General features: G+C 48.3%; 9 protein-coding genes. 1 reads left to right on the plus strand and 8 read right to left on the minus strand.

Going from position 1 to position 13132, the window contains the following annotated elements:
* The 7 genes from HYX48_01505 to prfB form a co-directional block, all read right to left on the minus strand.
* Complete coding sequence (locus HYX48_01505; protein ID MBI2742577.1) at positions 1–1305, minus strand: hypothetical protein; 1305 nt, start codon at positions 1303–1305, stop codon at positions 1–3.
* Positions 1296–3956, minus strand: a complete 2661-nt coding sequence (locus HYX48_01510) for a glucosidase (GenBank protein MBI2742578.1) — start codon at positions 3954–3956, stop codon at positions 1296–1298. The genes HYX48_01505 and HYX48_01510 overlap by 10 nt, the downstream gene beginning before the upstream one ends.
* 411 nt (positions 3957–4367) lie before the next feature.
* On the minus strand, positions 4368–5990 hold the full coding sequence (locus HYX48_01515; protein ID MBI2742579.1) for a hypothetical protein: 1623 nt from the start codon (positions 5988–5990) through the stop codon (positions 4368–4370).
* Positions 5991–6084: 94 nt separating this feature from the next.
* Complete coding sequence (locus HYX48_01520; GenBank protein MBI2742580.1) at positions 6085–6807, minus strand: YebC/PmpR family DNA-binding transcriptional regulator; 723 nt, start codon at positions 6805–6807, stop codon at positions 6085–6087.
* 15 nt (positions 6808–6822) lie between these two features.
* Positions 6823–7326, minus strand: a complete 504-nt coding sequence (locus HYX48_01525) for a GNAT family N-acetyltransferase (GenBank protein MBI2742581.1) — start codon at positions 7324–7326, stop codon at positions 6823–6825.
* Between the two features lie 10 nt (positions 7327–7336).
* Positions 7337–7837: a GNAT family N-acetyltransferase gene (locus HYX48_01530; protein ID MBI2742582.1), complete on the minus strand. Its 501-nt coding sequence runs from the start codon at positions 7835–7837 to the stop codon at positions 7337–7339.
* Between the two features lie 2 nt (positions 7838–7839).
* Positions 7840–8871 carry a peptide chain release factor 2 gene (gene prfB, locus HYX48_01535; protein ID MBI2742583.1) on the minus strand — a complete coding sequence of 344 codons (1032 nt, stop codon included), beginning with the start codon at positions 8869–8871 and terminating at the stop codon, positions 7840–7842.
* A gap of 192 nt (positions 8872–9063) precedes the next feature.
* On the opposite strand from prfB, the gene HYX48_01540 reads away from it, so the two are divergent.
* Complete coding sequence (locus HYX48_01540; GenBank protein MBI2742584.1) at positions 9064–10545, plus strand: hypothetical protein; 1482 nt, start codon at positions 9064–9066, stop codon at positions 10543–10545.
* Between the two features lie 199 nt (positions 10546–10744).
* On the opposite strand, the gene HYX48_01545 is transcribed toward HYX48_01540, so the two are convergent.
* Positions 10745–12916 (minus strand): UTP--glucose-1-phosphate uridylyltransferase, encoded by a 2172-nt coding sequence (locus HYX48_01545; GenBank protein ID MBI2742585.1) that lies wholly within the window; start codon positions 12914–12916, stop codon positions 10745–10747.
* Positions 12917–13132: the final 216 nt, after the last annotated feature.

Below are 13132 nucleotides of genomic sequence, written 5' to 3' on the forward strand. Positions count from 1 at the left end.
CTATATCATCGATTTTACAAGATCCAAAACATTCTGTTTAAACGAAGGAAGCCGGAAATCTCCTCTTGCAGAGGGAGACTGGGTCGTCTGGTTAAGCAGCGAGACCGCCTTTGTGCTGAGTTCAGAGAGATCGCAGAAGGCGTCTCCCAAATTATGCTTCTTCACAAATGCGACGTTAAAGCTCTCCCACCAGATGTGTCTCGCCGAAGAGTTTTCAGTATTGTCGAGCAGAAGTCTCTTTCCAAGATAGATCGCTTCATTCACAGAGCAGGAGCCGGTCTTTGTAATGATCAGGTCCGAGCAGGCCATGATCTCGACAACCTCTTTAGTAAATGTGCGGAGGTGAATATAGACCTTATCGCGGGTGAGCATCGTAGTATACGCATCGCACTGGTAGGCCACTTCTCCCCCATTTTGCAAAATCCACTCTTTAATCTTATTTGCGATATTGCGGTTTCTTCCCACGCATACGTTAAGCTGGTAGCTCTGTCCCGTTGAAGTGGTAAGTGGAAGGTTCGAGAGCTGTTGGGCGTAGTGGAGAATCGTGTCTCCTCCTTCCGCGCCCATGATGATGGTTAAAGTTGGCATCCCCTCTTTCAGACCATGTTTTATCCTCAAAGCAGAGAGCTCCTCTTCTGTGTACTTCTTCTGGCACGCCGGACGCACAGGGAAGCCAGTTACATGCAGGTGTTTAGTCTTGAGACGCCCCTCTCTTACAGCTTTAAGCTGCAGATCTGGATCGTCATAGGGAAGAGCCACCGCGAGTTTTGCGTTCTCTTTTACCTCTACATCGTCCATCCCCAGCAGAAAAGTTTCGCAATCTAGATCTGTGGGCAGAATGACAAAGGGCACGCCTGCGTTTTGCGCAGATTCAAAAAGGGGGGCATTGACCATTGGGAAAGTAGAGATAATAAGCGACGGTCTATCGCTTCCACACCTCACGAGATACTTATCGAAGAGCTTTCTTACACGTTTCATCTTCGAACGCATGTAGTAGGTGCCGACATGACAGAAGAGAACTTTTATAAAGCAGTGGTGGCCCTTTCTTAACATGAAGTTATAGAGATCTTCTCCAGTAAATCGGCCAAAAGTGAGAACGCTTAGTCCATCAATTGGACGAAGCATGTCAACCAGTGGATTTACAACTTCTACATCGTAGATGCCGCCTAAAATCTCTTTTAAGGACTCTCCTGCTGCTTTGTGACCGCCTCCACCATAGCTAATAAGAACGAGGATTTTCTTCTTTTTTACAGACTCTGTTTTCAGAGTCGATTCAGTCGCATACGTCATATTTTCTACTGCCATGTGGTTGACATCCCTTGGTAGTGTCCAAGTTGCTGAATAAGCTTGGCGACAAGACCCGTCCATCCCGTCTGATGACTAGCACCAATTCCGCTGCCATTGTCGCCATGAAAGTATTCGTTGAAAAGCAGGTGATCCTTCCAATAAGGATCATCCTGAAAGGTGGTATTTCCACCGTAGATAGGTCTGTGTCCGTTAGAGTCCATTAAAAACATGCGGACCAAGCGATTTGCGATTTCACTAGCGACCTCCCAAAGGGTCATCATTTTTCCAGAACCGGTGGGACACTCTACCTTATACTCATCGCCCAGATAGTAATGAAACTTCTGAAGTGATTCAATGATTAACATATTAAGAGGAAACCAGATCGGCCCGCGCCAGTTGGAATTCCCCCCGAATAATCGGCTTGTCGATTCGGCTGGCTCGTAGGCCACGGTGTACTCGTGGGAGTTGAGCTTCAAAACATATGGGTGTTTTTCATGGTATTTAGATAGTGAGCGAATGCCGTAAGGGCTTAAAAACTCACTCTCATCCAGCATCTTCTCAAGCACCCGTTTTAGTCTCTCGCGGTTCATAATGGAGAAGAGCCTGCGCTCCTCGACACCAGTCGTGCGCATGCAGGCCACCTTGTCACAGAGGTCTAGACGGTTATCTAGAAACCATTCAAGTCGTTTGTTAAAACCCTTGAACTTTTCGAAAATCTCTTTTGGCACAGCAGCTACAGCGAAAAGAGGAACGATGCTTACCATCGAACGAACTTTGAGATGGTGGTGCGTTCCATCGGGAAGCATCAGCAGATCGTAGTAGAAACCATCCTCTTCATCCCAAAGAGGAAGCCTGTCGCTGCTTTTGTGATTGATCGCATTTGAAATATAGAGAAAGTGCTCAAGAAACTTGCTGGCCATATCCTCATAGCTGGGATTTTCATGAGCGAGCTCCAGAGAAATTGTAAGCATATTCAGACAGTACATCCCCATCCAGCTCGTCGCATCTGATTGATAGAGAGTCCCTCCATTTGGAAGATGCTCACTTCGGTTGAATACGCTGATATTATCCATTCCCAAAAAGCCGCCCTGAAAAATATTTCTCCCTTCGGCGTCTTTCCGGTTCACCCACCAGGTGAAATTCATCAGCAATTTCTGAAAGACTCTCTCGAGAAAAAATCTATCCTGATTGCCATGCAGCTTCTCTCCTATCTTATAAACTCGCCAGGTTGCCCATGCGTGTACTGGGGGGTTTACGTCTCCAAAAGACCACTCGTAAGCTGGCAGCTGACCATTCGGATGCATATACCATTCGCGCGTAAGCAGGAGGAGCTGCTTCTTCGCATATTCGGGATCGATCATCGCAAGCGGCAGCGTATGAAAGGCGGTATCCCAAGAAAAAAAGCCCGGATACTCCCACTTATCGGGCGTAGAATGGACATCGTCATTGTAGATGTGCACCCAGTCGGCGTTTCTCCCGATCTTTCTCTTTGGCCTCTCTCCCAGTGCAAGAGGATCCCGACTTAACCAATCTTCCACTGCATAGTGGTAGAACTGCTTATTCCAGAGCATTCCCGCTAGCGCCTGCCTCTGAATTTGACGTAGCTCCTGCGTGAGATGAGGATCTGCAAGCTCCAGATAAAATGCGTCCGCCTCCTCCTTCCTCTTCTTCATCCACTCTTCAAACTTCTCAAAAGGACGTTTCACTCCCTTCTCGCTGGTAAGCCGCAGCTTAACTTCAATGGAAGCTCCGGGTGCAACCTCTCGTACGAAATGCAGCGCGCTCTTGGTGCCGCTGTGAGAGGGATTTATTGCCGTGGAATTTTTATGGATTAGATACTCGTGAAAGGCGTCTTTAACGTAGGGCGAGCTATTCGGTTTTCCGAAGAGCCGTTTAGCGTTTGTCTCATTCTCAGTAAATAGCGTTTGAGCGCCATCTTCAAAATAGAGAAAACGTCTTCCTAAATCTGGATGGATCGCCTCTAAACAGCCCCCTCCAGCCTTTATCAACGGTTTGTTGACCGGCTTTTCTGTCCAGGACCAGGTGTTACGGAACCAGAGAGTGGGAAGCAGATGGATCGTTTTTGCTACGTCGCCTCGATTCGCAATCGTAATACGGATAAGCAGGTTCTCAGGAGACTCCTTGGCATATTCGATATCGATATCGAAATAGCGGCTCTTCTCGAAGATTCCCGTATCCAGAAGCTCATATTCGCGCTCGCTCTGCGTCCGCTTCTTATTCTCTTCAACGAGCTTCGCATAGGGAAAAGCAGCTTGAGGATACTTGTAGAGATAACGCATATAACTATGCGTTGGGGTGTTGTCGAGATAGAAGTAGTACTCCTTCACATCCTCGCCATGATTCCCCTCTTTTCCCGTTAGGCCAAAGAGACGCTCTTTGAGAATCGGATCCTCTCCATTCCAGAATGCGAGAGCAAAGCAGAGGCGCTGATGGTTATCGGAAATACCCGCAATTCCATCCTCTCCCCAGCGGTATGCACGCGAGCGCGCCTGGTCGTGCGTAAAGTAGCTCCACGCATCGCCATCTTCGCTATAATCCTCGCGCACAGTTGCCCACTGCCTTTCGCTGAGGTAGGGACCCCACCTGCGCCAGTGCTTCTCTAGCTTAGAGTCTTCCTCTAAACGTCTCTTCTCTTCCGACATATCCATCCGTGTAGAAATAGACCTCTTTCGAAATTTACTTTGTTCGGAAAAATTGAGGATTTTTGTGCAGATTTGCCGCAAAATTTTGACAGCATGTGTAAACACATGGTCGAAAAATTTTGTGGCAAAGATGCCAAAAAGACCAATTTTAACGAGCGAATGAAGTTTCGAAAGAGGTCTAAAGCCTGATATAGAGGATTAAAAAATTTTAATGATAGATCTTTTTAGATTAGAGGATGTCTACAAAGTCAGAAACTTTGATTTTTTAAGGTTTTTTGGCAGAATTTAAATTGTTTTTCGGAGGACATACTTGAGAAAGCAGACCAAGAAAGACAATTTATAGTCTGCCGAAAAGACTAAAAAAGCATGTTGCTGCCTTTGTAGACATCCTCTTAGACCTCTTTCGAAAGAGGTCTATTAGATCGAGTCTTCAGTCTCAAGACGCGTGAGATCTTCATGGCTATTTGTGCGGAAAAATTCCACCCCGAAACATTCGAAGATACCCCTAAAACAAGCATAGAGACCAACGATGATCTGGTGGAAAAGACGCGTGATGCAGGAGAGGCGAAGCTCCTCCCACCATAAGATATCTGCGCCGCGATTTTTTGTGATGAGCTCGCGACTCAGTGCTTCGGGATCGCTCTCAGAAGTTCTTTGCAGAGTTCCACTCTCAGTATAACGATGGGTAATCTTCTCTCCATCGTGATAAACCACCATGCTAGCCTGATTTTCTATAATCTTGCTCTTGTTGTAGAGCTCACCCACTCTAGTTGCATGGGTTCCAAAGTGGGGACCTCCTGGAGGTAGCTTCTGGAATACAGTTAACTTAACACGGACTCCTGCCAAACCGGCGCCAAGATGCTCTGTGCCAACGTGGTCAGCCTTATCGTTCTCATTTCTGAAGATGTGGATCTCTGGCTTATGATCGGAACCTGCGGCGCTAATCTCTTTTCTAAAACGCTCTGCCGTAGCTTCATCGACGCCTGGATCATTGAAAAAGAAGACTCTTGCTATGCGCTTCCAAAACTCTACTAGGAGCCGCTGCGCATGCGTCCCTCCAAGGCTATAGCCAACGAGATCGATCGGGCCATTAAAGAAGTTTGTGTCATTAAAAAGCTGCTCAAAAAGTTTCTTCGCGGCTCCAGCACCACTCTCTCCAATATTATACTCCAGATCGTTGATCCAACTCGGCACAGCATTCTCCATAGTAGGAGCCACCTGAGTCGGACGAATGAAAATCGCGTGCCGCATCTGCGAATCTACAGCAATCGGAACTAGCGCGTAGGCGACAAGACCGGCCACATTAATTTTCGAATACACTGAATAGTAGTCGAGCTCTCCACCCTCATCTAAAGTAGTGATAATCTCTCCCTTTTCAAACTCTTTGCTGACGAGGACTTTTGCAAGTCCTTCAAACGCAGGAAAGCCGGCAAATGGAAAAGGAAAGACCTGATCTTCTGTTAGCGCGTCTCTATTTTTTGACAGATGCTCATAATAAGAGAGCTTCTCTCTATCGAGCTTTAGAGGATTGTACTGAAGCATATCACCTACAGACTCGGCACCACCCCTAATCCGTTCAACAGGGATCTCTTGGCCTAAATGCGCGCGCGTTCTAGCCGAGCTGAGATACTGAGCAACCTCTTCTTTCGTTATCGATCCGCGGTCAGCGAGATCGCTTTTAAATACTTTTGCTGCCCCAACGCCAATAGATTGAATATGGCGTGCTTTCAGGGGAGATCCCTTGTCAATTGCCTCTTGAAAATTTAATTTATATCGACTGCAAAATCTGCTCACCTCTTTTTCGAGAAAGGTAGCTCTTACAATCCGTTCAAAGATCTGCCAGCTTCTCTTATTACGAGCTTTTTCAGTGTCGGAAAGTTCAGCTGAGTAGGTGTAGCAGCAGTAGGAAATAGCCTCGGGAGCGTCCACACTCTCAAGCTCCTCCTCCTCATTAAAAGAGAGAAACTGATCTTCTGGAAGAGCAGCTACTTTTGAATAGCAGGATTGAAGCTGAAATAGAGAGGCATTCAGTGAGCTCATTTTTCCCTTAAACCTTAGTATGATGAGGTACTATTTTAGCTGACGAATGACTTTTCTTATATGAAATTAATCAAATGAAATAATTAAAATTTAACTATTCAGGGAGTTTCATATTATGATAGACAGCGTCGACGTCGTCTAGATTCTCAAGCCACTCAATTAGAGCAAGATTATCCTTCGCCTTCTCAGAATCGCACTCGATCCAGACCTTGGGAATCATCTCTAAACTTGTTTCTTGACAGGTGTAGCCCATCTGCTCAATTTTTTCTTTGACCTGGTAGAGCAGATCCGGAGGAGTTGTGATAAGAAAGAGCTCCTCATTCGACTCGAAATCCTCCGCTCCAGCTTCTGAAACAGCTAAAAAGAGGGCGTCTTCGTCAACTCCTTTTTTGAGAACCTGGATGAAGCCCTTTCTATCAAAATTAAACATGACAGCCCCAGGATTCGCGACCGTGCCACCGCGCTTATTCGTGGCTATCCGCATGTCTGATGAGGTGCGATTCTTATTGTCCGTCATGATCTCTACAATGATTCCCACTCCGCCATGCCCATAGAGCTCATAGGTCAACTCTTCAAAGTCCGCCTGATCGGTGCTAGAGGCCTTCTTGATGTTGCGCTCGATATTGTCGGCAGGGAGGTTATTCTCGCGCGCCTTCTGAATCACAAGCCGCAGCTTGGAGTTGGATTTGGGATCGGGACCTCCCTGCTTTACCGCAGAGATGATCTCCTTGGTAAGACGAGAAAAGAGCTTCCCCTTGATCGCATCGGAGCGCCCTTTGCGGTGTTTGATGTTTGCCCACTTACTATGACCTGCCATATTCCCACTCGATTTCTATAATATTTTTTGCATCATGATCTTGGAGATATACTCCCCGCTGTCTCGAATGAAGTGAGTCTCCACCCCATACTGGACAAAGCCCATTCTTCGATAGAGATGAATCGCTGGATTTCCCTCGTATACTTCCAGGTGCAAGATCTCTAAATTGAACTTCTCTTTTGCCACTTTAATTAGATAGGTAAGAAGAGTTGTCCCGATCCCCTTATTCCGGAATTTTTCGGAGACGATAATAGCAAAAAGAGACTGGTGTGCCAACTTTTTATAGGGCTGAAGGTAGAGATTTGCGACTCCGCATGGAACCCCGTCGCACTCAATTGTAAAACACGCCTCATGTTTTGCATAGCTAACCCAGATTCTCACGGCATCCTCTACTTCGCGCTCATCAAACATGGGGAACCAGCGGAGTACGCCAGGCTCAAAGAGCCAGCTCTTGAGATGCTCCGAGTCCTCTGGTTCTGTAATGCGGATGTGTAGCTTAGGAGCGGTCTGTTGATTCATTTCGTTTGTCTCACAAGAAGCATTCGAATAGTAGGCGCGCTAGGTAGGTCTCTCCCTCTTTCACAAAGCGCTCCTGTTTGGCAAATTGACGAAACCCCTCTTTCTGCAAAAGTTTTACAAGAGGATTACCCTCGTAAACCTCTACGTGTAGGATCTGCAGGCGGAAGTAGCTTTTAGCAAGATGTTTAAGATTTTTTATCAGCTCCGTCCCGACGCCTCTTCTCTGAAATTTCGGGTCGACAATAACTTTAATTAAGCAGTGGTGGGCCACTTTGCGATAGGGCATCAGAAATAGAGTTCCGATTGCGCAGGGCACCCCATCGATTGTACAAGTCAAACTGCAGCTCCAGCGTGAGAAGCTCGCCCACGCCTGCGCTGCATCTTCAATCTCTTTCTCCTCCTGCATGGGAAACCAGTGCAGCATACCAGGAGCATTCAGCCACTCCTTTAGATTAGAAGCGTCGGTTAGCTGCGTGTAGCGAATCTCAAATCCAGGAATCTTCTCACTCATATCTATCCAAACTCTTTGAGATAAGCGTTGATAAAATCATCGATCTCCCCATCCATTACAGCGTGTACATTTCCCACTTCGTACTTGGTTCTTGCATCTTTGACAAGTGTATAAGGTTGGAAGACGTAACTGCGGATCTGACTGCCCCAGCCAATCTCCTTCTTCTCTCCACCCATCTCCTTAAGCTTCTCCTGCCTCTCGTTGTACTCCTTCTCGTACAGCTTAGCGCGGAGCATCTTCATGCAGGTCTCTTTATTATTCACCTGACTTCTCTCGCTCTGGCAGGAGACGACCATCCCCGAGGGAGCGTGGGTAATGCGCACAGCCGAGTCTGTCTTATTGACGTGCTGGCCGCCCGCACCCGAAGCGCGGTAGGTGTCGACGCGAATATCCTCAGGCCTGATCTCAATCTTGATCTCATCGCCAATTTCGGGCGTTACATCAACAGAGGCGAAGCTCGTATGGCGTCTGGCATTACTATCAAAAGGAGAGATCCGAACAAGTCTATGAACTCCCTTCTCCGCTTTTGCATACCCGTAGGCAAAAGCCCCTGTGATTTTGAAGGTGATGCTCTTTATCCCTGCCACCTCTCCCTCGGTCGCTTCCAAAGCCTCAACCCCCCATCCCCTCTTTGTCGCCCACCTCTCATACATCCGAGAGAGCATGAGCGCCCAGTCGCACGCCTCCGTGCCACCCGCTCCAGAATTAATGCTTAAGTAGCAATTTTTTGAGTCGAGCTCGCCCGAGAGCATCTTGCGCACCTCGAGCTCTTCAAGAATTTTCTCAACAGCATCGAGCTCGCCAAGAAGTTCTTGAACTAGCTCACTCTCTCCACACTCTTCAGCTTCGGGGAGCAGGCTTGCGGTATTTTCAAATCTCTGTTTGATCTCTTTATAAGGTATCGTCCATGCTTTCAGGTCGTTACACTCTGAAATCACACCTTGAGCGAGCGCAGCATCCTCCCAAAAAGCTGGCGAGGCCATCTGCTGTTCAAATTCTTCTACCCTCTTTTCTTTTGTAGCCAGGTCAAAGATACCTCCACATGTGGAGGAGTCGGCTTTCGATACTCTTCAGACGATCTTGTGTCTGTTCGTTCATAAATCTCCCATTGTTATACCTACAATAAATTCCTTTGGAGCGTGAGATCAACAAGAAAATGTCTACTTTACAACAATCTCACCCCCACTGATAATATTCTGGAAATTTAATCTCTTGGAGGAGAAAACATGGCAACCGCTACTACACCACAAGCAACACAAGCTTTAATAGCTAAAACAGACTTCGCTGCTGAAGCAGCTAACTGCTGGCAGCACACAACTGAGATCGGCGCTCAAGTTGGAACATGGGCCCTTGACGGCGTATCCTACTCAGCTGTCTGGATCCAAGATACTGCTATCTGGTTAAAAGATGGCGCGCTCGTCTTTTTCGACTTCATGTACGACATGGCAGTAAAAATTTACGTCGCTCTTGCTCCTCACTTTGCCGCTTTTGGTAGAGCAGTTGCAGAAGCCGCAACAGCTGCTTACGTCTTCACAGCAGACTTTGTAAGAGCTCATCCTGAAGAGACACTCATCGGCTTAGCTGTCCTTACAGCTGCAGCTCTCCTCGCTGTCGTCATCACAGTTCTCTGCGACTGCTGCGCAGGCGCTGCACTCCCTCCTCCTCCTCCAACCCCACGTGAAGCAGCGATCGCAGCCGGAAGAGCAACTGCCGCAGAACCTGCCGCATCACTCACTCAACGCACAGTTGATGCGATCATTGCAACACTGCCAGTACTGGCTGATGCAGCTGCAGCTCAAGCGCGCATTTTAAGAGCTCTTCATGCAGGGCAGACTGAAGCCGCCAAAGTTGGAGCAACTCGCGATGCTGTAATCACAGCAATCGTAGACGCAGCTCTAACTGTTCCAGCTCCCGCTCCTACTCCACGTGAAGCCGCAATTGCAGCCGGAAGAGCAGCAGCAGGTGCTGCCGATGCAGGACAGGTTCAGCGCATTGCTGATGCAATGGTTGCAACCCTACCAGCAGCTGCTGCCCATGACACAGCTGAGGCACGCGCTGGAAGAGTTCTTGCTGCCGGACAAACTGAAACTGCAAGACAAGGATCGTCTCTCGATTCAATTCTTGGTGTAATGGCAACTGTAGCCTTTACAGCACTACCACTTCCACCACCACCTCCTCCTGCTAGAAGCCAAGCTAGAATCCACCTGGATGCAGTTATTGCCGCAGGAAACGTTGCAGCAGGAGCTGGCCAGACTCTTGCGCAGCACGGAGAAGCTATTGCTGATGCGATGGTTGCATCGCTTCCAGCAACAGTTGACGCAGGTGCGGCTCAAGCACGCGCTCAAGCAGCTCGCCAAGCAGCAGCTACGGCAGCAGCAGTACAAAACGCAACTGCTAACGATATCATCATTGCAGTTGCAGCAGCTGTTGCACCTGCATCACCAGCTCAGATAGAGTTCGCACAAAAGCTAGCAGCTGGAAGAGCTGTTGTTGCACTTGACACTGTTGCACTAGCTGACTTCGCTAACCTCGCTGTTGATGCGATGGTTGGACCTGCACCAGTAGGACAGGCCGAAGCAGCAGCCCATGGTGGACGTGCTATGGCAGCTCGTGCTGTAGCGGCCACAGCAGTAGCAGTACAGAACGCAACTCGCGAAACTGTGATCCAAGCGATAGCAGGTCATCTCGTTCCTAACCACAACGCTTAATCCAAGTAAGCTAAGAACGTAGAAAAAGGCTCGGGGCTAAAACCCCGAGCCTTTTTTTTATCCCCTCTTTTTTGGAGTGCGGCGACCCGGCGCCGCTTTTCTTGAGATCGACTCGGCGATCTCTCCTCAAAGAAACATCGCCAGGGCGATGTTGAGAAAAGCGGCGCCAGGTCGCCGCACTCCAAAAAAAGAGAATCTGTTATTTGGAGAGGCTTAGACGGAAATCCTCTGTGATCTGATAGCGCCACGACCAGCTGGGCTGTGAGATACGCTCTCTGATAAAACGAACCCTACCTTCTACACTCATCGCTGTGACGCGCACTCCATCCTCTACAACGATTGAAAGAGGGCCTTTCAATGTGACATTTTCGGCATAGAACTCTCCACTTCCGTGGATGAGAATGCGGCACTCCTCTTTGCGCGCAACCTCCTGCTTCCAGAAGGTGTTTCTGGCTTGCCAGTCGATTCCCTGATTATGGATGTGCACATTTTTAAGCGTGCACTTGCCCGCCTTTTCTGAATAGATAAGCGCTCCTGTGGAATCCGGCTCTCCCATCGGCTCTCTAGCCTCGATGGTCAAGCTTCCATCCAGATCGATGTTCAAAATTTCAACCTCAGCAATCTCTAGCTTAAGTTCGCTTCCAGAGGTGATCTTTCCTCTGCGGAGCTTCTGCGCAATGATCGTGTAAAGCGGGCCTAGAGCTGGGTGGTAGGAGAAGAGGAAGGGAAAGGGGAGCCCTCTCTTAATTTCAATCAGCTCCAATTTGCAAAAGTCGAGTAGTAGTTCCCGTGCATTCTCCTGGAGATCGATAAAGCAGCCCTCTGGCGTCTCACCGAGCTGGCCGCCAAGCACATACTCGCGCTTAACTGTAGAGATCGTCTTCCTTCTATCATTTAGGGTGAGAAAGGTCCGCATCTCCTCTCTTCTCTTTCCTTTGGGAAGTGGCTCAGGAAAGGACTGCACAAAGCAGTCGGCAATATTCTGCATCGTCGACTCGAGGCGAGCGACCTCCTCTTCAATGATTTGATTATCCCGCTTGTAGCTCATCTTCTTTGGATTGATCACTACGCCGGGAAACGGACAGTCGATAACCGCCTGATTCACCGCTTCCAGATCTATAAAAAGAATGTTCGTATTAGATGAGAATTTGGAGTGTTCGGGATCTCTCTTCTCCGTCTGGTCTACAACTTGGCACTTTTGCAGGTCGCAATACTCGATGTTGGTGAGAACATACTCCATCCCCTCATCTTTCTTTCGTTCAAGAAGGACGTTCGTTCCTTCCATCGCTCCAGCCTTTCGCGGGCAGGAGGCGAAGCCAAAAATTTTATTCTCTTTAAAGCCCACTCCCGTGAAAACCAGCAGACCGTAGTCGATTCCAGCAATCGGATTATTGATCTGCCTCACAAGTGCTTTTCTCTTTCCTAAGCTCGCCAGCCACTCGAATGCTCTGCTATCTCGAGCTAGTTTCCAAATAACACCATGTCCACCCGGCTTAAGAAGAAGTTGAAGAGGGCCTTGCATGCACCACTCTCCTTTCGTATTCATCGAAGGAACAGAGGGCTGCGAGAAGAAGTGAAAGGAGCTCTTCGGTCTTCCAAACCAGCCGTTTGATTCGCAGATCGAGAGGATCTGCGCCTCATTGTCCTTCTCTTGCGATGTCATCATCACAATTGGTGTCTGCACCTGCTGGCCAAAGAGCTTGTAGTGCAGATACTCGCGCGCTTGAAGATCTCGGATCATTCCTTCTAGAAGAGTCTTTCCACCAAAGGGAAGCTTAGCAGCAGGAAGAGGAGTTCCGCTCTTGGGGTCTTTAAAATTTAATCGATCGGCTGCGCCGCCTACAGGGTAGATCTCCGCCATTTCCGATATCTTCTCAATCCCTGCAATGAGCGCTTCGCGCACCTCTCTCGTCTCTACGTAGATATCTACTCCTTCAGGAGGATGGTAGCTCACTTCGCTGGTTTCAGCGGGCGTCTCTCCCGCGAGCAGGCAGCGCTGCATAAGAAGGTGGTAACCGACAATTCCGCCGATCTCTTTGTAGAAACGCTCTACAGCAATCAGTTCTGTGACTAGCTGCTGAAGTTTCTGGAGTGCATCTGGATCTCGAGAAGGGAAAGAGAGGACGCGCGGGCCTTGACCTGTCGCTGCGACAGCTTTGATAACGAGCTGACTCTCTTTCGGAAGATCGCTTAGCAGACTACGTAGAATGCTAGGCAGCCTAAAGAACTCTTCCACTCTTGGGAATGCGTCTAGTAGGCTGATTTTCTCTTCAAGAGAAGCGGCTCTTTTTAGCCCCTCTACAAGAGGCGAAATCTGCGCACACTCGCTCTCCAAACTGGTAGTTTCTCTTTCAATACTCGTGGTAGGCATAGAAAACACCTTGCCACTCCGCACCGCTAAAAGGCAAGTATTTCCTTTGATAAAAATCGTCTATGAACTGTTAAAATTTTTCCTTTTTCTGCTTCTTCTTTCGATTTTTTTTGACTATAATGCCTCGAGAAAGCTACAACAGTCTTTCGAGGAATGAACTAAACCACCCTCGAGAATCTATCCAGAAAAGTTCTTTTTACTTTATAGGATAGTCCC

Source organism: Chlamydiales bacterium (assembly GCA_016185065.1).
Lineage (GTDB): Bacteria > Chlamydiota > Chlamydiia > Chlamydiales > Rhabdochlamydiaceae.